The organism is Cytobacillus sp. FSL H8-0458 (assembly GCF_038002165.1).
Classification (GTDB): Bacteria; Bacillota; Bacilli; order Bacillales; family Cytobacillaceae; genus Cytobacillus.
Genome location: NZ_JBBOBR010000003.1, coordinates 76,306 through 101,791 on the forward strand (window position 1 = coordinate 76,306; position 25,486 = coordinate 101,791).

At 44.9% G+C, this 25,486-nt stretch carries 24 protein-coding genes and 1 pseudogene; 13 read left to right on the forward strand and 12 right to left on the reverse strand.

Annotation, left to right across the window (positions count from 1 at the left end; all coding sequences use genetic code 11):
• Positions 1-20: 20 nt before the first annotated feature.
• On the forward strand, positions 21-506 hold the full coding sequence (locus tag NYE23_RS24265) for a hypothetical protein (RefSeq protein ID WP_048011839.1): 486 nt from the start codon (positions 21-23) through the stop codon (positions 504-506).
• A 437-nt stretch (positions 507-943) separates the two neighbouring features.
• On the opposite strand, the gene NYE23_RS24270 is transcribed toward NYE23_RS24265, so the two are convergent.
• Positions 944-1,093, reverse strand: coding sequence for a hypothetical protein (locus NYE23_RS24270; RefSeq protein ID WP_341081993.1), 150 nt, complete (start codon positions 1,091-1,093; stop codon positions 944-946).
• Between the two features lie 161 nt (positions 1,094-1,254).
• Between NYE23_RS24270 and NYE23_RS24275 the strand changes: the two genes are divergently transcribed.
• The 7 genes from NYE23_RS24275 (at position 1,255) to NYE23_RS24305 (ending at position 5,274) form a co-directional block, all read left to right on the forward strand.
• Complete coding sequence (locus NYE23_RS24275) at positions 1,255-1,959, forward strand: DUF421 domain-containing protein (RefSeq protein ID WP_341081998.1); 705 nt, start codon at positions 1,255-1,257, stop codon at positions 1,957-1,959.
• 17 nt (positions 1,960-1,976) lie between these two features.
• Positions 1,977-2,963, forward strand: a complete 987-nt coding sequence (locus tag NYE23_RS24280; RefSeq protein WP_341082000.1) for a DUF3231 family protein — start codon at positions 1,977-1,979, stop codon at positions 2,961-2,963.
• A gap of 92 nt (positions 2,964-3,055) precedes the next feature.
• Positions 3,056-3,862, forward strand: coding sequence for a hypothetical protein (locus NYE23_RS24285; protein WP_341082001.1), 807 nt, complete (start codon positions 3,056-3,058; stop codon positions 3,860-3,862).
• A gap of 184 nt (positions 3,863-4,046) precedes the next feature.
• Positions 4,047-4,535 (forward strand): sigma-70 family RNA polymerase sigma factor, encoded by a 489-nt coding sequence (locus tag NYE23_RS24290; RefSeq protein WP_341082002.1) that lies wholly within the window; start codon positions 4,047-4,049, stop codon positions 4,533-4,535.
• A 61-nt stretch (positions 4,536-4,596) separates the two neighbouring features.
• The gene (locus NYE23_RS24295; RefSeq protein ID WP_341082003.1) at positions 4,597-4,815 is read left to right on the forward strand and encodes a DUF1659 domain-containing protein; all 219 of its coding nucleotides are present in this window, start codon (positions 4,597-4,599) and stop codon (positions 4,813-4,815) included.
• Positions 4,816-4,852: 37 nt separating this feature from the next.
• Positions 4,853-5,071, forward strand: a complete 219-nt coding sequence (locus NYE23_RS24300; protein WP_341082005.1) for a DUF2922 domain-containing protein — start codon at positions 4,853-4,855, stop codon at positions 5,069-5,071.
• A gap of 65 nt (positions 5,072-5,136) precedes the next feature.
• Positions 5,137-5,274, forward strand: coding sequence for a YvrJ family protein (locus tag NYE23_RS24305; RefSeq protein WP_048010265.1), 138 nt, complete (start codon positions 5,137-5,139; stop codon positions 5,272-5,274).
• A 34-nt stretch (positions 5,275-5,308) separates the two neighbouring features.
• Here the strand turns inward: NYE23_RS24305 and NYE23_RS24310 are convergent, their stop codons facing one another.
• From NYE23_RS24310 to NYE23_RS24360, 11 genes are all read right to left on the reverse strand, one after another.
• Positions 5,309-6,181: an AraC family transcriptional regulator gene (locus tag NYE23_RS24310; protein ID WP_341082010.1), complete on the reverse strand. Its 873-nt coding sequence runs from the start codon at positions 6,179-6,181 to the stop codon at positions 5,309-5,311.
• A gap of 82 nt (positions 6,182-6,263) precedes the next feature.
• The gene (locus NYE23_RS24315; protein WP_341082012.1) at positions 6,264-6,713 is read right to left on the reverse strand and encodes a helix-turn-helix domain-containing protein; all 450 of its coding nucleotides are present in this window, start codon (positions 6,711-6,713) and stop codon (positions 6,264-6,266) included.
• Positions 6,714-6,885: 172 nt separating this feature from the next.
• Positions 6,886-8,634 (reverse strand): FTR1 family iron permease, encoded by a 1,749-nt coding sequence (locus tag NYE23_RS24320; RefSeq protein ID WP_341082014.1) that lies wholly within the window; start codon positions 8,632-8,634, stop codon positions 6,886-6,888.
• Between the two features lie 12 nt (positions 8,635-8,646).
• Positions 8,647-9,918, reverse strand: coding sequence for an iron uptake transporter deferrochelatase/peroxidase subunit (efeB, locus tag NYE23_RS24325; protein ID WP_341082015.1), 1,272 nt, complete (start codon positions 9,916-9,918; stop codon positions 8,647-8,649).
• Between the two features lie 5 nt (positions 9,919-9,923).
• On the reverse strand, positions 9,924-10,784 hold the full coding sequence (gene efeO / locus NYE23_RS24330) for an iron uptake system protein EfeO (RefSeq protein WP_341082018.1): 861 nt from the start codon (positions 10,782-10,784) through the stop codon (positions 9,924-9,926).
• Between the two features lie 186 nt (positions 10,785-10,970).
• The gene (locus NYE23_RS24335) at positions 10,971-12,482 is read right to left on the reverse strand and encodes a malate:quinone oxidoreductase (protein ID WP_341082019.1); all 1,512 of its coding nucleotides are present in this window, start codon (positions 12,480-12,482) and stop codon (positions 10,971-10,973) included.
• 274 nt (positions 12,483-12,756) lie between these two features.
• A complete protein-coding gene (locus NYE23_RS24340) occupies positions 12,757-13,698 on the reverse strand; it encodes an aminoimidazole riboside kinase (protein ID WP_341082021.1) in 942 nt (313 codons plus the stop codon).
• A 20-nt stretch (positions 13,699-13,718) separates the two neighbouring features.
• The gene (locus NYE23_RS24345) at positions 13,719-15,158 is read right to left on the reverse strand and encodes a glycoside hydrolase family 32 protein (RefSeq protein WP_341082024.1); all 1,440 of its coding nucleotides are present in this window, start codon (positions 15,156-15,158) and stop codon (positions 13,719-13,721) included.
• 30 nt (positions 15,159-15,188) lie between these two features.
• Entirely contained in the window at positions 15,189-16,598 is a 1,410-nt protein-coding gene (locus NYE23_RS24350) for a sucrose-specific PTS transporter subunit IIBC (protein ID WP_341082027.1), read from the reverse strand.
• A 149-nt stretch (positions 16,599-16,747) separates the two neighbouring features.
• Complete coding sequence (locus NYE23_RS24355; protein WP_341082029.1) at positions 16,748-17,737, reverse strand: LacI family DNA-binding transcriptional regulator; 990 nt, start codon at positions 17,735-17,737, stop codon at positions 16,748-16,750.
• 86 nt (positions 17,738-17,823) lie between these two features.
• Entirely contained in the window at positions 17,824-18,735 is a 912-nt protein-coding gene (locus NYE23_RS24360) for a hypothetical protein (RefSeq protein ID WP_341082091.1), read from the reverse strand.
• A 400-nt stretch (positions 18,736-19,135) separates the two neighbouring features.
• On the opposite strand from NYE23_RS24360, the pseudogene NYE23_RS24365 reads away from it, so the two are divergent.
• The 5 genes and pseudogenes from NYE23_RS24365 to gnd all read left to right on the forward strand — a co-directional run.
• Positions 19,136-19,921, forward strand: a pseudogene (locus tag NYE23_RS24365) (nuclease-related domain-containing protein); the annotation flags it as partial.
• A gap of 351 nt (positions 19,922-20,272) precedes the next feature.
• Positions 20,273-21,004: a GntR family transcriptional regulator gene (locus NYE23_RS24370; protein WP_341082031.1), complete on the forward strand. Its 732-nt coding sequence runs from the start codon at positions 20,273-20,275 to the stop codon at positions 21,002-21,004.
• Positions 20,997-22,538 carry a gluconokinase gene (gntK, locus tag NYE23_RS24375; protein WP_341082032.1) on the forward strand — a complete coding sequence of 514 codons (1,542 nt, stop codon included), beginning with the start codon at positions 20,997-20,999 and terminating at the stop codon, positions 22,536-22,538. Before NYE23_RS24370 ends, gntK begins: the two co-directional genes overlap by 8 nt.
• A gap of 12 nt (positions 22,539-22,550) precedes the next feature.
• The gene (locus NYE23_RS24380; RefSeq protein WP_048010258.1) at positions 22,551-23,897 is read left to right on the forward strand and encodes a GntP family permease; all 1,347 of its coding nucleotides are present in this window, start codon (positions 22,551-22,553) and stop codon (positions 23,895-23,897) included.
• Positions 23,898-23,972: 75 nt separating this feature from the next.
• Positions 23,973-25,379 carry a decarboxylating NADP(+)-dependent phosphogluconate dehydrogenase gene (gene gnd, locus NYE23_RS24385; protein WP_341082033.1) on the forward strand — a complete coding sequence of 469 codons (1,407 nt, stop codon included), beginning with the start codon at positions 23,973-23,975 and terminating at the stop codon, positions 25,377-25,379.
• Positions 25,380-25,486: the final 107 nt, after the last annotated feature.

Here is a 25,486-nt window from a genome sequence, read left to right on the forward strand (position 1 = left end):
TTAAAGAACGGAGGAAGAAGATGACCAATTTTCAATATTTCACGGGTACTATCGTGCAAATCTCTGATTTTAACGGGGAAGGCTGCCTTAAGATGATTTCTGCTGATAACGGAATGGGAGGAACGGTTAATTTCATCGTATCTCCTTCCACGTATGTTTTAGACCAGACCATGCTGTCTACAGGGGACATCATTACCGGATATTATGACGGCAATGCTCCTGTTCCGCTGATCTATCCTCCTCAATACCGGGCGCTGGTGATGGTAAAACATACTTCTCAACAAAATGTGAAAACGGACTTCTTTAATAGCCAGCTAATCAGCAGCGATGGACAGCTGCAATTAAACATCTCACCGTATACCCGGATGGTGCTGACGAATGGGCAGGCCTTTACCGGCAGCCCCGCCAACAGAGACCTGGTTGTGACCTATGGTCCGTCTACCAAAAGTATACCTGCCCAGACTACGCCGTATAAGATTGTTGTATTGTGTTTACCGTCCGCATAGAAATAGCCCCAATCTGTTAAGTGATGGGGGCTTTGGCTGGTTTTGGACAAGGGCGGGTCCGGACTCTGACTCGCGCTTCCTGCTTTTTGTGTCTGAAGTTGGCCTCGGTTCAGACTCTAACTCGCGCTTTCCTGCTTTTTGTGTCTGAAGTTGGCCTCTGTTCAGACTCTGACTCGCGCTTTCCTGCTTTTTGTGTCCGAAGTTGGCCTCGGTTCAGACTCTAACTCGCGTTTTCTGCTTTTTGTGTCTGAAGTTGGCCTCTGTTCAGACTCTAACTCGCGCTTTCCTGCTTTTTGTGTCCGAAGTTGGCCTCGGTTCAGACTCTAACTCGCGCTTTCCTGCTTTTTGTGTCTGAAGTTGGCCTCGGTTCAGACTCTAACCAAGTCTTCCCTGCGCTTTCAGTCCGAATCACACCATCTCAAACCCAACCACCTTTATTACTCATCATCCACTTCGCCGTCGCCAATTTCATCCTCTTCTTCCACATCTTCAACCTGTTCGCCTTCCTCAGGCTTTTCATCGTTTCCGCAGCCCGTTAACGTTACGAAAGATAGAGATAGAAAAAGCATCAATAAGTATTTTTTCATATAGATAACCTCCTTTCGCTTAGTTTTTCAAAAAGACAAATCATATATGTATTGTTAATAATTTACATAACTTCCTTCCTATTGAATATTTGCAGCTGGATAGGAAAACACTTGTATAAAGCTGCATTTTACTTTTTATGTAAATTAAAGGATGTGCCAAAATGGATTTTTTACAGAGTCAGCACTCACTTTCTGCCATGGAGTGGGGACTCAGGGCTGTCATCGCTTATTTCTTCTTAGTCATTGTCGCCAAAGTGCTGGGGCAGCGTGCCATTTCCCAATTAAGACTCCTTGATTTAGTAATGGCTTTAGTGATTGGCAATATTATTGCCCACCCCTTATCAGATGAGGAGCTGGGACTAAAGGGTTCAATTGTTACAACCATTGTACTTGTCGTTCTTTACCTGATCAGTTTATTCAGCATCCTGAAATGGCCAGCGGTTAGAAGAATGGTAAACAGCAAGCCCATTCCCCTCGTACAGAATGGAGAAATCATCTATAAGGGCTTAAATAAAGCAAGGATTTCCATTGATGTGCTGCTGGAGGAATTACGCGAGAAAAAAGTAGAAGATGTAAAAAAGGTGGCGCTTGCTCTATGGGAAGCAAACGGAAGCATTTCCTTCTTTTTGGATCCCAAATATGAACCTATTACACCTGCTTTCCTGCAAAGAGATGCAGAACCATTCGATATGCCAAGAACCATTATTAAGGAAGGCAAAGTGGATAAAAAAGTGCTGCAAACCATACAAAAGGACGAAAGATGGCTAATCTCCCATTTAGAACGTTTCTATCAGACAGAAATTAATAATGTTCTGTTAGCTACCATGGACAGCAAAGGAACCTTGAAGATATTTTTATATCACTAATTTGACTAAAAGGAGTGATGGCAGTGCGTTCTAAAGAGCTGACGGTCTCTGAAGTCTCGAATATCTGGTCTTCTTATTTAAAAAACAGCATGGAGCTGCAGTTTTTTACTTATTTTTTTCAAACAGCACAGGATCGCAAAGTCAGAAAGATTGTTGGAAGGCTGCTGCATCAGTCCGCGAAAAACCTAAAGCAGCTTCAGGATTTTTTTCATAAAGAGAGCATGTCCGTGCCCATCGGTTTCAAGGATGAGGATATAAATATAAAGGCCGGAAAAGTATTCTCCGATCATTTCATTTTACTTATATGCCACGATATTACCCAGCTGTCATTGAGTACATATCCAAGCGCCCTGTGTGAAAGCACCCGTAAAGATATCCGGGATTATTTTGAGATCACACTTAAGTTCACGTTAAAGATCCAAAATGAAATTGTTGATTTGATGTTATCCAAGGGCATTTACCCAAAGCTGCCCAAAATCAAGCTTGATGACCGGATTGATTTTGCCTGGAGCATTAAATATCTCAATGGGTTTAAGGGCGGATCACGTGCGCTTAATGCTCCTGAAATTGCGAATCTATCCAGATTGGTTCATAGGGCACAATTCTCGAGAAAGGTCTTTGCGGCCTTCAGCCAAATTTCTCAAAGAAAGGAAATGAAGGATCATTTCAGCAAAGGAAGGGCTTTGATGGAGGACGTGCTGCGATCCCTTCAGGAAGTAATGGACAAGGAATATATTCCGGTTTCCTCTGCCAGGGAGCTTACCCGCTTTGACGTGGACCTTCCTCCTTTTTCAGAGAAAATGATGCTGTTCTTTGTGAACACCTGTATCGGCATCTTCTGCTTCACCATGATCAGCCAGGCCATGACCTCCAGCCTAAGATCCGATATAATCATAAAACTGCTTGGCATCAGCAAAAATATGTCCCTTTATTATGGAAAAGGCCTCCTCATCGCTATAAAGGAAAAGTGGCTTGAACAGCCGCCGCAGGCTGCGGGGAGATAGATTTTCACATTTCTGTCACAGCTCTCTCAAAACCACCCTGTCCTTCTGACCCCTTCATCCATACATAGAAGGTGAAAGGGTGGTGCAGTTTTATGAATTTGAAATCAGGCAGAGTCGAGCAGTTTGAACAGTTTTCTCAGTTTAAAGATCTTCAGGAGTTTAATGCCCATTTGGAAATGTGGCTTGCGGTGCATAAATACAAGTTTTCCAAGGGTGAGCTGGCTGGCTTAAAGAGGCTGGTTCGTTTTGCTGCGAAAATCCCGGGGGTATCTAATGCCAAGATTGGCACTGTTTTAAAAGCGATTCACGAAGAATATAACGGCAATGGCATTTCCCGCTCCACTTTTAAAAGAATGATTGCCAAGGCTGCAAACCTTGGTATTTTTACCGTGCATGAAACAGAGAGAAAAAACGGTTCCCAGTCCAGCAACTTGTATGTTTTTAATCGTTTTCCCAAGAGTGAACCACCTAAGCAGGAAATAATGCACCCCCTAAATAAAACTATCAATCTTTCTAAAACTAATAAAAATCAAAAGATAACTAAACGTAACGAAACCGTCCTCGATCACACTTTTACTAGTGACCGTGTACCACAATCATTTAGCAGCATAGTAAAATACTTTTTTCCGGAAGCCAAGCAGATTGAGGAGTTTTGGAAAATGACAGCCATTGCAGCCTATAGAAATAATTGTGAGTTGAACACGATTTCAGAAATAGCCATCCATTCCTTTAAACAGCTGATTCGAAACATGAAAACCAGCGCCATTGCTAAGCCCGCTGCTTATTTCTACGGAATCCTTAATAAGAAATTTGAAGAACAATACTTTGAAGAACTGCATGAAATGGGGTTTCCGGCTGAGGACAATGCCTTTTCACTAGATTTTTTTTACAAAAAGTAGCTAACTGCCCCTTTGCTGGGAGTTAGACTCCCTAACTTCAGACTTAGAACCCTTAACTCCGGACTCAGGGGGCTTAAATGGCCGATTTACGACTTTTACTGGATTCGTAAAAAATGGGCTGTCAGGCTATGTTTGAGCTACCCGGGAATACACAGAGAGCGCGCTTTCCTTGAAGGGACATTTCATGGAGAGTTTTGAACAGCTGGCAGCACAATATGAACCTATGATTCATGACATTATGCATAGATTGAGCATCTATAAGAACACTGAGGAATTCCACCAGCTGGGTTTAATCACACTTTGGCAGGCATGGAAAAATCATGATGATGCAAAAGGGACTTTCCTTTCCTACGCTTACAGTATGGTAAAAGGAAAAATGATGACGGAATTAACCAGGCAAACAAACCAGATCGACCGATATATCTATCCGGAAGCTGACTTCTGGGAATTCATCGAAGACACCTCACCAGCCCCCAGTCCAGAGCTCACACAAGAACTTTACAAAAAATGCGGACTGTTATCTGAAAATCAAATGAAATGGCTCCAATATACTTTACATGATGGGCTATCAGTCAGGGAAATTGCTGAAAAGGAAGGAGTCTCCCTGTCTGCAGTCAAAAACTGGCGGCAAGGTGCACGTGAGAAGCTGAAGAAAATTTTGCAGATTAATTGAAATTCACCCTGTCCTTTTCGCCCTCCAAAATGTATATAAAAGGTGAAAGGAGGTGTTTTAAATGGCACAAGCAATTATCACCGATTCCAAACTTCGCCTGGTATTTGAAACAGGCCTTAACGGGCAAGGCAAGCCGGTTTACAAATCAAAAACCTACAGCGGCGTAAAGCAATCTGCTACAGCAGACCAGCTTTTCACGGTTGGACAGGCAATCGCCGGCCTAAGCAGCTATCCTCTAGCTGAAATCAACAGAAATGACAGCTTTGATATCTTAGGCTAATGGCTGATGAAACTAAACAAAACAGGAGGTGAAGAAAATGGCTAAATCACTTGAGATGACATTCGAAACAGAAATGGGCAAGGAAACCAAGCTATCGGTCGACAGCCCGAAGGAGCCGATTGATCCGGCAGCTGTGAAGGCAGTGATGGAACAAATCATTGCGGCCAACGCTTTTGACGGCAATGGCGGTAACCTTGTTGCTGCTAAAGGCGCCAGATTAGTAGAGCGTAATGTCACAGATTATGAATTAATGTAAGGATAAGAGGCCGGATTCTTTGGAACCCGGCCTTTTTTATAGATGAATAGAAAGGAGCATGCACGATGGAACAGATGGTCACCCTGATCAGCGAACTCGGCTTCCCGATTGTGGTCACACTTTTTCTGCTGAACCGAATCGAAGCCAAGCTGGATGTCGTTGTGTCCTCAATCCAGGGATTGCCGGATCGCCTGAGGGAATAATAGTCGGGACTCCACTAGCTAAGGCTTAGGAGTCCTATTTTTTTGCAACTGGAATCCAGATTTCACTTCGGAATGCCGGTGAAGCCGTATCTTTGCTTTCATTCCAGAGAATTTCCGGCCCTTCTATTTGCTGATAGGAAGAGGATGGGAACCATTCTGAGTAAATCCGTCCCCATACGCTCTGAAGCGTCTCCGGAAACGGCCCAATTGCTTCAAATACTGCCCATGATGTGGCCGGAATTTCAAGTGATGCCATCCCAGCAGGGCATTCCTTTGTAGTGGCAGCCCCGATATAATGGTCAAGCTCACCCTTTTCTTCCATTCTTCCTTCAGAAAAATTGGCTGATGCACTGATTAGGCCGAATGGCTTTGTATCAGATAAACTCTTGAGCTTCCTAATCTTTTCTTCATTCAGGCTCTTCCACATGGCGGCAATCTCCGGATTCACTCCGTTAAAAATAATCGGCACCCGCTTCTTTAAGCCCACAATTCGAAACGCCTCTTTTTCTTCAATGCGATAGTTCATTTCAGTTCCTCCCTTAATAGATAGATGGAAGGTCATCGGCAGATAAGCCTTAAGGGCGTGGCCATTGCTTCTTGCTTCTGATGGAGTGATGCCATGGAGCTGCTGGAACGCCCTGGTAAACGAATCAGGCGAGCTGTACCCATATTTCATGGCTACCTCAATGACCTTAGCCTTCTGGTCCTTCAGGTCAAAGGCGGCCAATGTCAGCCGTCTTCTGCGAATATACTCGGAAAGCGATACTCCGGCCAGAAAGGAAAACATTCGTTTGAAATGGTACTCCGAGCAATAAGAAAGTTTCGCGGCTTCTTTGAAATCAACCTCTTCCGCTAAATGTTCTTCAATATATTTCATCGCCCGGTTCATATTTTGCAGCAAATCCATTTGGATGACCTCCTCTTATCTACAGAATAGCAGGAGCTGCAGGATGCGGCCCGACAATCCATGCACAAGAATGCAGGGTTCGTTACTCACTTTTATATTTCTTTTTTAATGTGTCAGAGAAAATTGCACCGCCCAGCATTAAGAATAAAGGACCGAAATTCCAGAAAAACGATCCACGAAAAGGGACCTCTAGTTCAGTAAAATGATTAAGCCCTAAAATGCTTAGTTTAATGATTAGCATAGCGGATCCTATCAGAAATAAACAATCAAAAAATACTTTCAATCTTGGATAAGCTAATTGTCTGCTGTCCTTAATCACTTTCTCCGTCAATTCCTCATCACTCCTTAATAATTCATCAATCGTAACCCCAAACAGATCACTTAGTTTAATAATAATTTCAATACTGGGATAGTTCTGTCCATTTTCCCATTTGGAAACAGACTGGCGGCTCACAAACAGCTTTTCAGCCAGTTCCACCTGTGACCATCCTTTCTCTTTCCTCTCCTTTTTAAGCTTTTCGGCAAAAATCATATTCACAATCACCTTTCTGCAAATCGATACTCCCATTATGGTGAATTTTTTGGCCAAAAGTAAAGATAGGATTGGTTGCAGGGGGCCGCACGCATAGGTTGCAGGGGGTTAACACCTCCTTTTACAGCAAAAAACCCCAACATCAAGGTTAGGGTTAAAGGAAGACCGAATGTTAAGCTTTTGAAAGGCTGCCTCTCATATCAGGCTTATTGCTCTGCTTTTTAAGAATGACACTCGTAATGACAAAGATAAGAATCAGCATAAGCTGCGGTATGAGAGATTCCCAGGTCGGATAAAAGCCCATCCAGTTGATGATCGGCAGGCTGCTGATCTGGGTGGTTTCCAGCTTATCGGTGATCTGCAGGGCATGTATGCTTACCCCCAGGATTTTAAAGGCCAGGAAGTAAATCAGAGCCGTTGCTATCTTAAAATAAATGCCAAACGCGATTCTTTTGCTGTAACGGATAAATAAGAAGGCAAATAAGCTCAAAATCACAACGGCAGCGCCAATCCCTGCCAGCAGGTTTCCAGTGCTGATCGAAGGGGCCATTCCGGCATAAAAGATGATGGTCTCTGCTCCTTCTCTAAAAATGGACAGGAAGCTGACGAGAGACATGGAAATAATGCTTCCCTTTGATAGAGCAGACCCAAGCTGCTTTTCGATGTATTGGTTCCATGCTTTCATATTTGATTTCTGGTGAAGCCAGATGCCTACACCAATCATCATAACTACTGCAATGATGCCTGTTACACCTTCAATTACTTCCCGGTTCGCTCCCGCTGTGGCAGAGGAAAATACCTGGCTGATGAAAACAGCAGCAGCGATGCTCATGATGATTCCGCCAACTGCACCAGCCCAGATCCATTTTTGCTGGTCACGGGCATTGGCTTTGTTTAAAAAGGCGATCAGTGCAGATACAATAAGCAATGCCTCCATACCTTCGCGGAGCATGATTAAAGCTGCATCCCAGAATGTATAAGTTTGTTTTTCCTGAAGCAGTTCGATTGACTGTTTATGCTCCAGGACCTTCTTTTGAATGGCATCCAAATCCGCCCCTGAGGAAGACAGCTTTCCGGCAAGAACCGGAATTTCACTTTCCAATGTTGTATATAAGGATCCATTTCTTGTCCGAACATCGCCTTCAACAGAAGGCCAGACTGTCAGAAACTGCTCCAGGCCGGCAACAGCTTCGTCTGTTCGGCCGCTTTCAACTGCCTGTGAAACTTCCTCCAGGATACCTGCCAGCGTCTGGAGGGAATAATTATTTTTTTCTGCTTTGATTTCTTTCCCAGATACAAACTCGCTGAAAGCAGCAGATAGGGAATCACTGATGCCCTTCATTTGGGCAAAATCCTTCTCTTCCTGTGTTAAAGCGATCCGCAAAAAGCCCATTTGTGTTTCGATTTTTCCGTAATGAGGAATGCTTTGGTCACGGACAATTTTTTCCTTGCGGTTCCACATCGCTAAAAGGTTCTTATATTGATTGCTGACTTCTTCTGCATTTTCTTCCGTTATGGCTGCGGATAAATTCTCGAGAATAGGGTTAAAGGCATTTTTCACTTCTTCCCGCTGCTTCTCTTTGTCTACAGGATTTTGTTTTTTTTCAAAATCAACCAGAGCGTGGGATACGTTTGACAGTGCCTGCAGCGTCTCCTCTTTCTGATACTCATCCAGAGGACCCGTTAACTCAGAAATCGTCCGGCCGACCTTTTTTGCTTCTTTGCTGTCCGTTTTCTCCACTTGCTGCCAGGACTGATCCAGCTCTGAAGCAAGCTTCTCTGCTGATTCCCAGTCATCAGCCTTCACTTTCATAATCGCATCTCCGACTAAAATAAACAGGTCGCTGTAATCCTCTTCGGCGTCGGCAAATGGCGGGAAAAACATAAATAAGCATAATACCAGTAAAACCAGTTTCTTCATTTCAGCATCTCCCTATTCAAACAGCCCGGCGCCAAGATAGCTTCCTTTTTTCACACCAGGAAAGCAAGCAAATAGTGCACTGCCGCGATGGGTTATATATTCATTTAACTTATCCATACGTCCGAAACTATTCTGAATGTTGATGAATTGCTGCGGGTTCTTCTGGAACGAGACAAACAGCAATCCGGCATCAAAAGAGCCAGTGGCAGAGTTAATTCCATCCGAGTAGGAAAAAGAACGCCTCAGCATACGGTCTTTCACCTGTCTTGCCAAAAATACATGCGAATTTTCAGGAACGACTGACTTTCCATTTTCTTTCCGCTCGATTTCCATATCTGAAAACTCATCGCTCTTCCCAATAGGCGCCCCTGTGTCGCGATGACGGCCAAAGGTCGCTTCCTGTTCACGCAATGCGGTCCGATCCCAGGTTTCAAGGTGCATTTGAATGCGTCTGAAAGCCAAATAGGATCCTCCGGTCATCCAGCTCTTTGATTCACCAGGCTGTACCCATACGACATCATCCATTTCTTTCGAATCATCCACATTTGGGTTGCCTGTGCCGTCTTTAAAGGCAAACAGATTTCGGGGCGTCATTTTTTCTTTGTCTTTCATTCCATAAGAATTGAAGCCGGTCTGTGACCATCTCATCGTTACAAGTCCCCTCGCCGCACGGATTAAATTCCGCACCGCATGGAAAGCAACCTGCGGGTCGTCGGCACATGCCTGAATGCAGATATCTCCGCCGACATAACGCGGATCGAGCTGATCCTTTGGAAAATGAGGCAGATCCTTTAGTTCCTCCGGCTTCATATGTTCCAGTCCAAGCTCCTTTTTCTCAAACAAACTCGGACCAACGCCAAAGGTTAAGGTCAAGTGTGAGGCATCAAGCCCGACAGCCTCTCCTGTATCCGGAGCAGGAAGCAGCTTGTTCGCTGAATCGGGTTCAACCATTTGCCCATTCATGAGCAGCACACTATAACGGGTCCAAAGCTGGAACATTTCTTTTAGTTCAGCTTTCGATTTGGCTGTACAATTCAGGGACACAAAGTAAGCATATTCAGGATTTTTCGTCAGGATGCCTGATTGATGCTTGCCGTAGAAATTCACTTTGTTCCTGGATTCCTGGTTATCATCCACAAATGGAGTTTCTCCAAAGGCGGTTAAGATTCCCGAGAATCCTGTAGCCCCCAGAATCATGCCCGCACTCCCGATCCCGGCTGTTTTTAGCATCTCACGGCGGGAAAACCCTTTTTCAAAAAAAGATTTTTCTTTTTTCGTACTCATATTGATCACTCCACAACTATGGCCATTTGACTTAAAGGTTCTCCTAAATTATCAACTGCTGCTGACAATGCCTTGGTATCTTCCTGTGTCAGTTTTTCGTAGGATACATATCCGCCGTTTCCATCCTCGTATTTAGCGAGCAGCTCATCCAATACTGTAAAGTTTTCATCCAGTTCCTTCACAAGGCCGGCGTCTTTTTCCGTCAGCTTCTCTTTAAAGATTTCAAAGATCTTCTCTGCGCCCTCCACATTGGCTTTAAAGTCATACAAGTCGGTATGAGAGTAAATTTCTTCTTCACCTGTTATTTTGGATGTGGATACTTCGTTTAAAAGATCCACTGCCCCTGTAATCATTAAATCAGGAGTTACTTCAACTGTTTCCACTTTCGCTCGCAGCTCTTTTACATCCTTCAGCAGCTGGTCAGCTGTCTCCTCATAGCCCTCTGTTGTGCCTTCTTCCCATAGTCCGTACTCAATTTTATGATAGCCGGACCATTCTTCTTCTCCCTGTCCTTCTGCCTGGATATCAGCCAGACGGGCATCGATTCGCGGATCAAGGTCGCCAAAGCTCTCGGCAATCGGCTCTGAACGCTCGAAATACATCCGTGCTGGTGCATATAGCTCCTTTGCCTTTTCCACTTCTCCGGCCTTCACTGCTTCTGTAAACCCTTCAGTGGCCTTCACGAATTCATCCAGCTGCTCTATAGCAAACTGCTTATAGGCACTAACCTCCTTTTCTGTATTGCTTGCTTCCGTCTTGGCACTCGCTTCTTTTTCTTGTGTTTCATGTGAAACATTCTCACCGCAGCCAGCTAAAATGCTGCCTGACAGCATCAATATGCCTGTCACTTTTATAAACCTATTCATATGTAAGCCTCCAATAATATCAATCTATTACTTCTGTTAACAATGATAATCATTATCATTGCTGTAGTCAATACAATTTCTGTCAGATGTAAAATTAATCTAATGCCAGCACTGGAAGCGGTTTCCTCATTATTTTTGCAAAAAAGAACCCCCAAACCGAATTCGGCCTGAGGGTTCCTATTATAATCAGTTATAAGCAAGCTCCTGCTGTTTTTCCTTTTCGCTAAGACCAAGCACCTGCGCTGTGGATTCGTGAATCTCACGGAACAGCTTAGGGTTTTCAGATAGTGACATACCGTAGGACGGAATCATTTTCTTAATTTTAAAATGCCATTCGTCCATTTGCTCAGGGAAGCACTTCTGCAATACTTCAAGCATGACATTAACGGCTGTTGAAGCACCCGGTGAAGCTCCGAGCAGGGCAGCAACTGAGCCGTCAGACGCACTGACTACTTCTGTGCCGAATTGCAGGGTTCCTTTTCCGGCAGGTGTATCCTTAATGACCTGGACACGCTGGCCGGCCACTACGACACTCCAGTCTTCGCTCTTTGCGTTTGGAATGAACTCACGCAGTTCTTCAACACGCTGTTCATGGGACAGCATAACCTGCTGAATCAGATATTTTGTCAGCGCCATTTCCTTTGCACCTGCAGCGAGCATGGTGATGACATTGTTCGGCTTAACAGACTTGATCAGGTCCATATTGGAGCCTGTTTTCAGGAACTTCGGCGAAAATCCCGCAAACGGGCCGAACAGCAGGGATTTCTTATTGTCAATAAATCTTGTATCCAAATGCGGCACGGACATTGGAGGAGCACCCACTTTGGCTTTTCCGTACACCTTTGCATGGTGCTTCTCGACAATTTCCGGATCGTTGCAGACCAGGAACAGTCCGCTTACCGGGAATCCGCCAATATGCTTCGATTCAGGGATGCCCGTCTTCTGGAGCAGATGCAGGCTTCCCCCGCCGCCGCCAATAAAGACAAACTTTGCCTGATGGACTTCGGTTGTGCCGCTTTCCATATTCCGCACTTTTACATTCCATGATCCATCGCCGGCACGCTCTAAATCCTGGACGCTGTGCTGATAATGAACATCGACATTTTTATTCTTTAAATGGTCAAACAGCATGCGCGTCAACGCACCGAAGTTGACATCTGTTCCGGAATCGATTTTTGTGGCTGCAATCGGCTCATCCGATGTACGGCCTTCCATCATCACCGGAATCCACTCCTTCAGCTTCTCAGGATCATCGGAAAATTCCATGCCCTGAAACAGCGGATTAGCTGACAGCGCTTCCAAACGTTTTTTCAAAAACGACACATTTTTTTCCCCCTGAACAAAGCTCATATGAGGGATTGGCATAATAAAGTCCTGCGGATTGGTAATCAGGCTGTTTTCTACAAGATAAGACCAAAACTGTCTGGAAAGCTGAAACTGTTCATTTACATTAATCGCTTTAGCGATATCTATTGATCCATCGGATTTTTCAGATGTATAGTTAAGCTCGCACAATGCAGCATGTCCCGTCCCTGCATTATTCCATTCGTTAGAGCTTTCTTCTCCTGCGCTGGCGAGCTTCTCAAACACTTTGATTTCCCATTCAGGTGCTAACTCTTTCAGTAAAGATCCCAAAGTCGCGCTCATGATTCCGGCACCAATTAAGATAACGTCTGTTTTGTTCTGTACGCTGCTCATTTTAAACCCTTCCTTATCCCAGAAATTTGCCAAAAACTGCAGGCGCTTTGCTCAGGCATCACCACTAGAAAGACATCACCCAAGGACGCGCCTTTTCCGTCACACAAAATACACATTCTATTCTATTATAATGATTGATAAGGTAATATAGCTAGCATTATCTGATAATTATATACTATTTTAGACAAATTAGAAAGAGGGCAGGGATTTTGAGAACCAAAACAGCAGACAAAACAGTTCCAGTATTGGAAGGTTTGTCTGCTGCTTGGTAAATTTATGCCTTTTTAAGGATCTCCTGCACTTCCTCCAGGCAGGGAAGGCCGGTCATAGCGCCTTTCCTGGTGACGGCCAGACCTCCTGACACATTTGCGAAGCGAATCATCGAGGCCATCTCGTCATGCGCATGCTCCTCCAAGGCTTTAGGTGATTCATTTATGCAATAAAGGAGTCCGGAAACGAATGCATCTCCGGCACCGGTGGTATCCACCACCTTGTATGGCAATGCAGGAATTTTCCCGATCTCATCTTTATAGCGGAAGATGCAGCCATCACCGCCCAATGTAACGATTGTCAGCTTATTTTCAGGCAGTCGGGCTATTCCTTCTTCCGTATCACTGGATCCGGTTAAAAAGGTGAGCTCCTCCTCCGAAATTTTCACAATATCGGAATAGGGAAGAGCCGCCATATTTTCTGCCTTTGCCCTCTCCTCGGAATCCCACAATCCCAAGCGGAGATTTGGATCATAGGAAATAAGCATACCCATTTCCCTGGCCCTCTTCACTGCTTGAAGGGCTGCAGTTCTCGAAGGCTCAAGAATAAGTGAAATCGAGCCAAAGTGAAAAATCTTGTATTCTTCAAAAATGGACCAGTCTATCTCATCTTTATTCAGGAAACGATCTGCACTTGGATTAATGTAAAAACTAAAATCCCTTTCACCAGATGGCTCTAACGTCACAAACGTAATACCAGTCCGCGCTTCATCCGTCAGTTTCATATATTGTGTATGAACCCCGTATCCCTCCAAGGTATCCTTCAGAAAATGTCCGAGCACATCGTTGCCGACTTTCCCAATAAAGGCGGCCTTCCCTCCAAGCTTCGAGACTCCAACCGAAACATTAGCCGGTGCCCCGCCCGGAGCCTTTTGATAGGTAGTATTATCAGAATCCAGGGGAATAAAATCTATCAGAGCTTCCCCTAAACATAGAACTCCTTTCATAGTACACCTCTTTAAAAAAGTTATTTATCCTCAAGATTCCACATGGATACCGAAAAGCCTGCATCCCCGCTAAAAAGAATCGTCTCATCCTCAGGATCAGGAAAATATCGTGCAGTGAACACTTCCTCTCCGCCATTTATGAAAACTTCCAGTGAAGACTGATCCATAAACACATGCAGTTTGGATAGACTTGAAATTTTGCAGATTCTTGACTCCTGCATTCCTGTCTTTACATTTCTTCTTTGAAGCTGGATTTCCTTTTGATCTGGATTATAAGTAAGAGAAGCCTCATTCCGGAAATCCATTTTGAATATTCCCTTTATATTCTTAAAGGATTCCAGCATCAGTTCTGCCGTTTTTCCACTTAATCCGTCCAGCTGCAGGTTCGCTTCATTTATCTCCACATCATTGAGCTCCGTTTTATCTTTGCGGAGCTTTTTGAATTCTTCCACAGGAATCTGTATAAGCCTTCCGTTTTTCATATCAAGCACTCTTGGCATGGTCAATGCGTGGATCCAGCGATAAGGGACAGTCGGCTGGCTGGATTCGGCTTCATCTGTAATGCCCATCCACCCATAAAGAATCCGCCTGCCTGAATCGTCTTTAAACGTTTGCGGTGCATAGAAATCAAAGCCGCGGTCAAGCTCTGCAAAGGAACCATGTTTAAGCCTCGCTCTTTCATAATCAAGCTTTCCGGCAAAATACCCTGATTGAAAAAGATTATGGTATTCATACCCGCTCGGCTCAAGCCCCTGCGGTGAAACAAGTAATATCTCTTGGCCATTCAGCTCAAATAGATCCGGACATTCCCACATATAGCCGAAGTCTTCCAGACCATTCATCCATGCACCGGCAATCTTCCCTTTTTCCTCCCAATGGTATAAATCCTTGGAAGCAAACAGGACAGCAGCCCCCTCCTGTTTGAGGGTCTGAGCGCCAACAATCATATAGAAGCTCCCGTTCTTTTCCCAGACCTTCGGATCCCTGAAATGAGCGGTATACCCTTTCGGCAGCTCCAGGACAGGGCCCTTTTTGTCAAAATGGATGCCATCCTCTGATACGGCAAGACATTGATAAGTCTCACGCCTTCCATCTTCGTTTTTCACATTTCCTGTATAAAAGAGATAAAGCTTTCCGTCAAACTCTATCGCACTGCCGGAATAACATCCATTCCGGTCATACCACTGATCAGGAGCGAGCGCGATTGGCTCCTCCTTCCAATGAACGAGATCCTTGGATGAATAATGGCCCCAATACTTGGCACCATGAGCAGTATCAAACGGATTCCATTGATAAAAGACATGGTAAATACCCTTAAATTGGATTAAGCCATTAGGATCATTCAGCAAGCCGACAGGCGGCATGAGATGATACTTCAGGCGGTTAGGATCCTGCCTAACCAAATGCCTGTTTCTTTCTGCTTCCTCGCTGGCCTTCTTGAAAAAATCAATTTCAGTCATATTAAAACATCCTTGCTGTTGAAATTTCTGTTACTGTCCCTGTTCCACTTCTTTCTTTGCCTTATCCGAGAAGCCAAACATCCAGGTCAGGGCAAAGGCCACTGCGATGGCAATTACATTGACTAAAATATACTGCAGAACCTGGCCATTTAAATAAAGAAGGGTGCCTGGAATAACAGTAACGGCCATTCCTGTCGCTTTCAGCTGAAGCAGGGAGGCAGCGAACCCGCCGGCAGCTCCGCCAATCAGTCCCATGACAAACGGCTTGCCGTAGCGCAGATTGACACCGAACAAAGCCGGCTCGGTTATTCCCAAAAACGCAGATAAAGCAGATGGGAAAGCCAAAGCCTTTAATTTGGCTGATTTTGTTTTTAAAGCAACTGCTAAGGTTGCACCGCCTTGTGCTGCAACGGCACATGTAACAATTGCATTGTAAGGATTGCTTTTATACTGAGCCAATAGCTGAATCTCCAGCATATTGAAAATATGATGAACACCAGTGATAACAATAAGCTGATTAAGACCCCCGATAAGGATGCCGCTGATGCCGAACGGCCATGAGAGCACAGTTGTGGTAACATCCAGGATGCCTTGCTCGACCATATGAAATAGCGGCCCAATGACAAGAAGCGATAATCCAATCATGATCAGAAGGGTTAAAAACGGGGTGATAATTAAATCCAATGCATCCGGCACCCGTTTTCGAATGACCCTCTCCAATTTTGCCCCAATAATCCCGGCAATAAAGGCTGGAAGGACAGAAGCCTGATAGCCTACAACCGGAATGAATCCAAAAAAGTAAATCGGTTCAACATTTCCGCCTGCCACATCCCACGCATTTGGCAGGGAAGGACTCACAAGCATCAACCCCAGGATTAAACCAATGATCGGAGTCCCGCCAAACACTCTAAAGGTTGACCAGGCAACAAGTGCTGGCAGGAAAATAAACGCCGTATCTGTCAGTACCTCAGTGAATAGAATAAAGTTGTCTGACACATCAGATGCCGTCATGCCAAATAAAGCGAGAATTTCCTCCTGCATCACCAGTCCGCGCAATCCCATAAAGAGTCCTGTCGCGACAAGGACTGGAATGATCGGCACAAATACATCCCCGAATTTCCGGATCGCCCTTTGGAAAGCAGAACCGCTTTTAACCGCTTCTTTTTTCTGCTCTGATGCTGACATGGATTCAATGTCCAGGCCGGATACTTCTTCATAAACTTTATTAACCGTCCCCGTGCCAAAAATAATCTGGTACTGGCCTGAGTTGAAGAAAGCTCCTTTTACCTTATTGATGCTTTCCACCTTTTCCTGATCAATTTTTTCCTTATCATTCACCATGATCCGCAGCCTGGTCGCACAGTGGGCTACTGAGTGAACATTCTCTCTGCCCCCGACAGCGTCAATTAATTCTTCCGCAATTTTACGATACTCCGACATTCTCTTCACCCCTATTTTTTATAAGTTTGTGGAATCGATTCCACATTGAGTAAAAAATAATGGAACATCCCATTGTGAAATCGATTCCATAAAAGCAAAAATAAAAGTGTAATCGATTAAACCTTCTTATGAAATCGATTACACACCCATTATATACTTTCTCTTTCTACTAGTCTATATCTAATTTTTCTGTTTATTTCCTGTTCGTGCTCCCCCTTAATCTTTTGAAGGATTAATAAAGCTGCCTCCCGGCCTGCATCTTCAAAGGAAAAATCGATGGTTGTTAAGGCTGGGGTGATATATTTAGAAAGCTCCGATCCGCCCATCCCTGCTATCGCAACATCAACGGGAACGGAATATCCGTTTTGCCTGAGATACTGTAAAGCGCCAATCGCGAGACGGTCTGTCACAGCAAGGACTGCCCGCGGTTTATCTTCAGCAGATTCCATGATGCTCTTCATGCAATCAGACCCGGAGTCTATATCAAATATCCCCTTTTGCAGCCAGCTCGCTTCAACCGGGAGCTGATGTTCCTTCATTGCATCGAGGTATCCTTTTTTCCGGAGGTAGCCCACCGCACGGTCGGCCTCATCTACGCCTATAAAAGCAATTTTTTTATATCCTTTTTTGATTAGCAGGCAAGCCATATCCCGCGCAGCCTGATATTCATCAAAGACTACACTCGTCAATTCTACCGCATGCTGACCCACCATGATAAAAGGGATTTTCAGCTGACGGATTTCCTGAATCAATTCCTGCTGCACATTTGTAGCTGAAAGAATCATGCCGTCCACATTTCTGCTTTTGAGAAGCCGTATATATTCTATCTCTTTTTCAGCATGAAGATTTGTATTAGCAAGGAGAATCTGATAGCCTTCCCCGGCCAATACGTCGTCAATCCCATTAACCAGACGGCTGGACGTTTCAGTGCTGATCTTCGGGAGAATAACACCAATAACCTTTGTTTTTTTCGTGCGGAGTGACTTCGCATGGGCACTTGGGACATAACCTGTCTCCTCGATTACGTGCAGAACCCTTTTCCTTGCGTCCTCGCTCACATAACCGGAATTATTCAAAACCCTCGAAACAGTCGTCCGAGACACATTCGCCCTTTCTGCTATTTCCTTTATGGTAATCATCTAAATCCTCCCGGGCTAAAATAGTCTATTATCATTTTACACAAATGAAAGGAAAAGGAAATAGCATGAGTAAGCAAGGACGAATATTACTCCTGCCTTATCAGCGCCCGCCGCCGATCATGCAGAACCAGGAGAAGGATGATTCCCATCATTACACCTAATACAATCCCCATCTCCGTGGTCAGCACCCGTGCCAGCGGATACTCCGGACTGGACTGAAAATCCGGGCGAATGATGGAAAAGAGGTTATACGAAAACAGCATGCCCGACGAAATCCATGCAGCAGCCATGGGCGGCAAAAAACTCCGGGAGCCGCGGCGCGTAATCAGCACCAAGAGGCCCCACGCACCCACTAAAGCCCACCCTCCTGTACTTAGCGTCAAAAGGTGCCACCACAAATCACGGGACTCCAGCATACCGGGGTTGATGCCAAGGGTTCCGCCTGCCGCCCAAAATATTTTTATGACACCGAGAATCATGCAGCCTGCACCGGCGATCCTGCCCAATGTGGCCTGCAGCTGCCGAGTGTGTCCCGGCACCTCCCCGCAGTCGGTCGGACCCCCAAGCGCTTCAGGCCACCGTACCATGGCATATCCTGCCAAAGACAGAGGCAGGCAAATCCCGACTCCGACGAGAGAGACCATAACGAAGATTTGCTCGTAAATCCAGAAGCCGGCGGCACCTGCCTCCTGATCCAGAGCCATGGCGGCCGGGCCAAGGACAGGCGCCAGCAGCAGCAGGGGAACTAGAAGACCGGTACCCAGCCACACTGGCAGGGCCACCATCCAGGCGGGCAGCCGTTCACCCCATGGCCTGCAGAACGCCATCGCCAGCAGGATGCCGACCGCAGCGATAACCGCTGTAGCTGCATTAATCCCCCGCCAGCTGGCATCGCCCATTTGCTCTGTCGGAAGAAAGAGGCCAAACGTCCAGGCGATTTTGATCAGCAGATAAGGAGTCACCGCTATCGCAGCGCCATAACCACAGATTCTGCGCATTTTCATCAATCGTTCGGCTGTCCTTATTGTCATACTCTTACCCCGTCTGCCAGGATGAAAAGGCCCCCATTTATCTCTGGCCATCTTGTTAAAAGAACTTTATCCAAAATGATCCCTCCCCGTTTATTCCAGTAACATTGGAAGTGTATTCCTTTATTTGGTTTTTAATGTATTCCTGTTTAATGAAGAACGGTAAATGGTAAAAAAGCCTTGGAATAAGATTTATAATTTTTGAATTTTATTTTAAAATAGATTTAGAGGTAAAGAAAGGAAGTGGGAAATGTTATTAAAAAGAAGATTTCCGTCGGATGAATTATTGTCTATGAGATATTTGAACACCCGAATGGAGTTAACCGAAAAAGAAAAACCGCCTTGGGCCAACCTTTAAAAAGGCTATGAAGGAGAGGTGAAATTTGACCTTCTGACAGAAAATCTGACCGAAGAAAGGCTGGTGATTCATGACCTGTTACTGGAAGTAAACAACTCCTATTTTCAAATTGACACCTTGATCATTTCAGAAAGAATGATCCATCTAATAGAAATAAAAAATTTCCAGGGAGACTGGCACTTGGAATCTGACAAACTATATGCCGTAAATACCGGACGGGAATATAAGAATCCTGTATACCAAATAAAAAGAAGTGCAGCCTTATTTCACCAGCTGCTTCAAATCCTCAAGCAAACCATTCCCGTTGAAGCCTCCGTTATTTTTATCAATCCTGAATTCACCTTATACCAAGCCCCCATCGACCAGCCCATTATCCTGCCAACCCAAATAAACCGCTTTTTGAAAGACTTGAAACATACCCCATCCAAATTGAATGAAGGCCACAGAAAACTGGCCCAGCAATTACTATCACTCCACCAAACCAAAAATCCCTATACTATTTTGCCCGACTATCACTTTGACCAGCTGAAAAAAGGGATGTATTGCATGGATTGCCATTCTATTCTCAGTCCTATACACAAGAATCTCATATGCGAAGAATGCGGTGGGCATGAAAAATTGGATCAGGGCGTTTTGCGCAATATAAAAGAGTTCAAGCTCCTCTTTCCCGAACGAAAGCTGACGACCCAAAGCATTTATGAATGGTGTAATGCCAATATAAGCAAAGGAACTTTCTCCAGGGTATTAAAGAAAAACTATACGGCGCGCGGCAGCACCAGTAATACCTATTATGAGTGAGGATTGCTGAATGAAGGAGATGAGGTGGGTTCGGGTTTTTGGGTTCGGCTTCTTGTGGCCGGAGGTGAGGCCGGGTTCCGACTCTGGGACCCGATCTTCTTCTCTCTATGTCTGAAGCTGGACCGGGTTCCGACTCTAATTCCCCGATTCCTACTCCTTGTGTCCGAAGGTGGTCCGGGTTCAGAATGTATCCACCCTATCCCTCCACCACACATAATCAAACCCAAATTTAAACAATAAATCCAAATAAAAATAAAATTTAAAGCGTTTGCAATTTATTTTGTTTTGATTATAATACTTGTATACAAGTATACACGTATACCCAAAATGTCATTTCATAAAGGTGATGTCATGAACGATTCTACTGAATTTCTATATCCACAAAAATGGCTTTCTAAGGCTTCCTCTGGCGACCGTGTCGCATATGAGCTTAGAATGCGCATTATTGCAGGTTTGATTGAAAGCGGTACCACGCTTTCTGAAAATAAGTTGGCCGCTGATTTTGCAGTGAGCCGTTCACCAATTCGTGAAGCCTTACGGACACTGGCATCTGAAAATATCATCCGCTTGGAAAGAACGGGTGCTGTGGTTGCCGGGTTAACAGAAAAAGAAATAGAGGAAATTTACGATGTCCGTCTCATGATTGAGACATTCGTGTTTGAGCGTCTTATCAGCATGAATACGAATGAATTGGCCATGGAGCTCAGCAAGGTGCTGGAAATGATGAAGGTGGCTGTCAAGTATCGGGATGCTGATGAGTTTGCGTATCAGGACATTCTGTTCCACGAAATCATCATCGGATCTATTGGCCATTCTTATATCCAGCTGATCTGGAATAATTTAAAGCCCGTGATGGAAGGCTTCATTCTTTTATCCATGCGCATGCGCTTTAAGGAAAATTATGAAGACCTTGATCGGATTGTGAAAAATCATGAACTCTATATTGATGCAATTAAAACAAAAGACAGAGACCTCATGATTCAGTCGCTGCATGAAAATTTTGATGATGTTCAAGGGAAAGTGGACGATTTATGGAGGTCACAGCAAATGCTGTCAAAAGGGGTTAAACAACAAGATGACTAGCTATATGTTAGGGATTGATATTGGAACCACCAGTACAAAAGCGGTGTTATTCAGTGAAAAAGGGGATGTGATTCAGCAGGAGAACATCGGATATCCTCTGTACACTCCTGATATCTCCACAGCAGAACAGGATCCTGATGAGATTTTCTCTGCTGTCGTTCAAGCCATAGCGAATATTATGAAAAACCATCATGATAAAAAGCTGTCCTTCGTGTCCTTCAGCAGTGCGATGCACAGTGTGATTGCGATGGACGAGAATGACGTGCCGCTTACGCCGGTCATCACCTGGGCCGACAACCGCAGCGAAGCATGGGCACGCAGAATTAAAGAAGAATGGAATGGACATGAGGTCTATAAACGGACCGGCACACCGATTCATCCGATGTCCCCATTAAGCAAAATCACCTGGCTTGTGAAGGAGCGTCCGGAGATCGCCAGCAGAACAAAAAAATATATCGGCATTAAAGAATATATTTTCAAAAAGCTCTTTGATGAATATGCTGTCGATTATTCACTTGCCTCCTGCATGGGCATGATGAATCTCAAGACATTGGACTGGGATGGAGATGCATTAGCGATTGCGGGCATCACCCATTCACAGCTATCCAAGCTCGTGCCTACGACAAAAATGTTCCAAAACTGCCATCCTGTTTTAGCTAAACAAATGGGCATCGATCCTAAGACACCTTTTGTGATCGGCGCAAGTGATGGAGTGCTTTCGAACCTGGGTGTGAATGCGATCAGAAAAGGTGAAATCGCCATCACCATCGGGACAAGCGGTGCGATAAGGACCATTATTGACAAGCCCCAGACCGATGAAAAAGGGAGAATCTTCTGTTATGCCTTAACAGAAAATCATTGGGTGATAGGCGGGCCGGTGAACAATGGAGGAATGGTCCTCCGCTGGATCCGGGATGAATTTGCCTCATCCGAAATCGAAACGGCCAAGAGATTAGGAATTGATCCTTACGAAGTATTAACCAAAATTGCCGAACGTGTAAGGCCGGGTGCTGATGGCCTGCTGTTCCACCCGTACCTCGCAGGTGAACGCGCTCCTTTATGGAACCCGGACGTGCGCGGATCTTTCTTCGGGTTAACGATGTCCCATAAGAAGGAGCATATGATTCGGGCAGCGCTTGAAGGCGTCATTTATAATCTGTACACCGTGTATCTGGCATTAGTGGAATGCATGGACGGCCCGGTAACCCGGATTCAGGCAACAGGAGGCTTCGCCAGATCTGAGGTTTGGCGTCAAATGATGTCCGATATTTTTGAATCGGAAGTCGTCATACCTGAAAGCTATGAAAGCTCCTGTCTCGGTGCCTGTATTTTAGGATTGTATGCCACAGGAAAAATCGACTCGTTTGATGCTGTTTCAGACATGGTGGGCGATACCTACAAGCATACACCGAAGGAAGAGGCTGCAAGAGAATACAGACAATTGCTGCCGATCTTCATCCAATTATCCAGAGCGCTGGAAGATGAATATTCTTCGATCGCAAACTATCAAAGAAGCTTAATACAACATAACTAGGGGGAAATCAAAATGCCGCTGTTAATAGTTGCAATTGGAATCGTTGCCTTATTAATTCTGATAATGGGCTTAAAATTAAATACCTTTATTTCATTGATTATCGTTTCATTTGGTGTTGCGCTGGCACTCGGAATGCCGCTCGACCAAATTGTCAAAACCATCGAAGCCGGATTAGGCGGAACACTTGGCCACCTGGCACTTATCTTCGGACTTGGCGCCATGCTGGGCAAGCTGATTGCCGACTCTGGCGGCGCCCAGCGAATTGCCATGACTCTTGTCAATAAATTCGGCGAAAAGAATATTCAGTGGGCAGTAGTGGCTGCATCCTTCATTATCGGTGTTGCCTTATTCTTTGAAGTGGGACTTGTTCTATTAATTCCAATCGTATTTGCTATTTCAAGAGAATTAAAGATTTCTATTTTGTATCTCGGTATTCCGATGACAGCGGCTTTATCTGTCACACACGGATTCCTGCCGCCTCACCCGGGTCCAACCGTTATTGCCGGTGAATATGGTGCAAACATTGGGGAAGTATTGCTTTATGGTTTTATCATTGCGATTCCAACCGTTATTTTAGCTGGACCGGTATTTACGAAAATTGCTAAAAAGCTCGTTCCGGATTCATTCACAAAAAGCGGAAACATCGCTTCTCTGGGAGAGCAGAAAACCTTTAAGCTTGAAGACACACCAGCTTTTGGAATCAGTGTATTTACAGCTCTGCTTCCTGTTATCTTAATGTCAATCGCAACGATCATTACATTGCTTCAAAAAACAATGGGATTTGAAGATAATAGCTTACTTGCTGCGATCCGCTTTATCGGGGATGCCGGCACTTCGATGCTGATCTCCCTATTGGTTGCCATTTATACCATGGGACTGGCTAGGAAAATTCCAATCAAAAATGTGATGGATTCCTGCACAACTGCGATCAGCCATATCGGGATGATGCTCTTGATTATCGGCGGAGGCGGCGCCTTCAAACAGGTATTAATTGATGGCGGTGTTGGTGACTATGTGGCCGAGCTTTTCAAAGGAACAAGCCTGTCTCCGATTTTACTGGCATGGATAATCGCGGCTATCCTGAGGATTTCATTAGGATCTGCCACAGTGGCTGCATTAACGACAGCAGGCTTAGTTATTCCGCTGCTGGGCCAGACAGATGTAAATCTTGCCTTAGTGGTGCTTGCAACAGGTGCGGGAAGCTTAATCGCTTCTCACGTCAATGATGCCGGCTTCTGGATGTTCAAAGAATACTTTGGTTTGAGCATGAAGGAAACGTTTGCAACATGGACTTTGCTTGAAACAATAATATCTGTGGCTGGATTAGGATTTATTTTATTGTTAAGCTTATTTGTATAAACACTTTAAGGCAATGAAACCCTACTTCATAAGAGGGTTTCATTGCCTATTAATCTGAATGAAGGAGCAGGAACAATGCAAAATACAATTGGGGTTATTGGTCTCGGAGTAATGGGGAGCAATATCGCTTTAAATATGGCCAATAATGGCGAGAAAGTAGCTGTATATAATTACACCAGGGATTTAACCGATCAGCTGGTACAAAAGCTGGAAGGGCAAGCCATAAGCCCTTTTTACGAAGTAGAGGATTTTGTCCAGTCTCTAGAAACACCGAGAAAGATCTTTTTAATGGTGACGGCCGGGAAAGCCATTGATTCTGTTATTGCAAGCTTAGTCCCTTTCCTTGAAGAGGGCGACGTTATCATGGACGGCGGCAACTCCCATTTCAAAGATACGGAAAAAAGATTTGATGATCTGAAAGCAAAAGGAATAGGCTACTTGGGTATCGGCATTTCAGGCGGTGAAGTGGGTGCATTAACAGGACCTTCCATCATGCCTGGCGGTGATCAGGACGTCTATGAAAAAGCGGCTCCAATCCTTACGAAAATCGCTGCAGAGGTTGACGGGATGCCTTGCTGTGTCTACATCGGACCTAAAGGGGCAGGCCACTTTGTCAAAATGGTACATAACGGAATCGAGTATGCAGATATGCAGCTGATTGCTGAGGCCTATACATTCTTAAGAGAAAAATTAGGATTATCTGTTGAAGAAATTGCGGATATCTTTGAAACATGGAATCAAGGCGAGCTGAAGAGCTATTTAATCGAGATCACAGCAGCTATTTTAAGGAAAAAGGATGAGCGCACAGGGCTGCCGCAAGTGGATGTCATCCTTGATAAAGCCGGGCAAAAAGGAACCGGAAAATGGACCAGCCTGCAGGCGATCGATAATGGGATTCCAACCTCGATCATTACAGAATCTTTATTCGCACGCTATATTTCTGCTTTGAAGGATGAGCGTGTGGCGGCAGAAACACTTTTAACAGGTCCTGAGAAGGATGAGATAACCCTTGAAAAAGACGTCTGGATTGAATACATCAGACAGGCTTTATATATGGGGAAAGTGTGTGCCTATGCGCAAGGATTTACACAATATAAAATGTCATCCGAGCAAAATGACTGGAATCTGCCTTTAAAAGATATCGCTCTGATTTTCCGCGACGGCTGCATCATTCGCGCGGAATTCTTGAATGTCATCAGTGAAGCCTACCAGGAGCAGCCGAACCTGGCTAACCTCCTTGTCTCCCCTTACTTTGCGGAAAGAATCAGGGACTACCAGACAGGCTTGCGCAAAATTGTCTGCGAAGGCATTCAATCCGGCATCGCATTGCCATGCTTAAGCTCTTCTCTTTCCTATTACGACAGCTACCGGACTGGAAGGTCAAATGCCAGCCTGCTGCAGGCCCAGCGTGATTACTTCGGTGCCCATACGTATGAGCGGACAGATATGGAAGGAACCTTCCACACAAATTGGAATGAATAGATAGAAAAGCGGAAGGCGCCCGCCTATAAAGGAACGCAGACTAAAACCGCCACGTCCTGTGGCAACGTCTGCATGACCCGCATCCGTGCGGGCCTCAAGCATAAGAC

Excerpts from the sequence above, each read along its gene's own strand:
- NYE23_RS24265 (WP_048011839.1), top strand. The coding sequence starts at position 21 with ATGACCAATTTTCAATATTTCACGGGTACTATCGTGCAAATCTCTGAT.
- NYE23_RS24270 (WP_341081993.1), bottom strand. The coding sequence starts at position 1,093 with ATGAAAAAATACTTATTGATGCTTTTTCTATCTCTATCTTTCGTAACG.
- NYE23_RS24275 (WP_341081998.1), top strand. The coding sequence starts at position 1,255 with ATGGATTTTTTACAGAGTCAGCACTCACTTTCTGCCATGGAGTGGGGA.
- NYE23_RS24280 (WP_341082000.1), top strand. The coding sequence starts at position 1,977 with ATGGCAGTGCGTTCTAAAGAGCTGACGGTCTCTGAAGTCTCGAATATC.
- NYE23_RS24285 (WP_341082001.1), top strand. The coding sequence starts at position 3,056 with ATGAATTTGAAATCAGGCAGAGTCGAGCAGTTTGAACAGTTTTCTCAG.
- NYE23_RS24290 (WP_341082002.1), top strand. The coding sequence starts at position 4,047 with ATGGAGAGTTTTGAACAGCTGGCAGCACAATATGAACCTATGATTCAT.
- NYE23_RS24295 (WP_341082003.1), top strand. The coding sequence starts at position 4,597 with ATGGCACAAGCAATTATCACCGATTCCAAACTTCGCCTGGTATTTGAA.
- NYE23_RS24300 (WP_341082005.1), top strand. The coding sequence starts at position 4,853 with ATGGCTAAATCACTTGAGATGACATTCGAAACAGAAATGGGCAAGGAA.
- NYE23_RS24305 (WP_048010265.1), top strand. The coding sequence starts at position 5,137 with ATGGAACAGATGGTCACCCTGATCAGCGAACTCGGCTTCCCGATTGTG.
- NYE23_RS24310 (WP_341082010.1), bottom strand. The coding sequence starts at position 6,181 with ATGGATTTGCTGCAAAATATGAACCGGGCGATGAAATATATTGAAGAA.
- NYE23_RS24315 (WP_341082012.1), bottom strand. The coding sequence starts at position 6,713 with ATGATTTTTGCCGAAAAGCTTAAAAAGGAGAGGAAAGAGAAAGGATGG.
- NYE23_RS24320 (WP_341082014.1), bottom strand. The coding sequence starts at position 8,634 with ATGAAGAAACTGGTTTTACTGGTATTATGCTTATTTATGTTTTTCCCG.
- efeB (WP_341082015.1), bottom strand. The coding sequence starts at position 9,918 with ATGAGTACGAAAAAAGAAAAATCTTTTTTTGAAAAAGGGTTTTCCCGC.
- efeO (WP_341082018.1), bottom strand. The coding sequence starts at position 10,784 with ATGAATAGGTTTATAAAAGTGACAGGCATATTGATGCTGTCAGGCAGC.
- NYE23_RS24335 (WP_341082019.1), bottom strand. The coding sequence starts at position 12,482 with ATGAGCAGCGTACAGAACAAAACAGACGTTATCTTAATTGGTGCCGGA.
- NYE23_RS24340 (WP_341082021.1), bottom strand. The coding sequence starts at position 13,698 with ATGAAAGGAGTTCTATGTTTAGGGGAAGCTCTGATAGATTTTATTCCC.
- NYE23_RS24345 (WP_341082024.1), bottom strand. The coding sequence starts at position 15,158 with ATGACTGAAATTGATTTTTTCAAGAAGGCCAGCGAGGAAGCAGAAAGA.
- NYE23_RS24350 (WP_341082027.1), bottom strand. The coding sequence starts at position 16,598 with ATGTCGGAGTATCGTAAAATTGCGGAAGAATTAATTGACGCTGTCGGG.
- NYE23_RS24355 (WP_341082029.1), bottom strand. The coding sequence starts at position 17,737 with ATGATTACCATAAAGGAAATAGCAGAAAGGGCGAATGTGTCTCGGACG.
- NYE23_RS24360 (WP_341082091.1), bottom strand. The coding sequence starts at position 18,735 with ATGCGCAGAATCTGTGGTTATGGCGCTGCGATAGCGGTGACTCCTTAT.
- NYE23_RS24370 (WP_341082031.1), top strand. The coding sequence starts at position 20,273 with ATGAACGATTCTACTGAATTTCTATATCCACAAAAATGGCTTTCTAAG.
- gntK (WP_341082032.1), top strand. The coding sequence starts at position 20,997 with ATGACTAGCTATATGTTAGGGATTGATATTGGAACCACCAGTACAAAA.
- NYE23_RS24380 (WP_048010258.1), top strand. The coding sequence starts at position 22,551 with ATGCCGCTGTTAATAGTTGCAATTGGAATCGTTGCCTTATTAATTCTG.
- gnd (WP_341082033.1), top strand. The coding sequence starts at position 23,973 with ATGCAAAATACAATTGGGGTTATTGGTCTCGGAGTAATGGGGAGCAAT.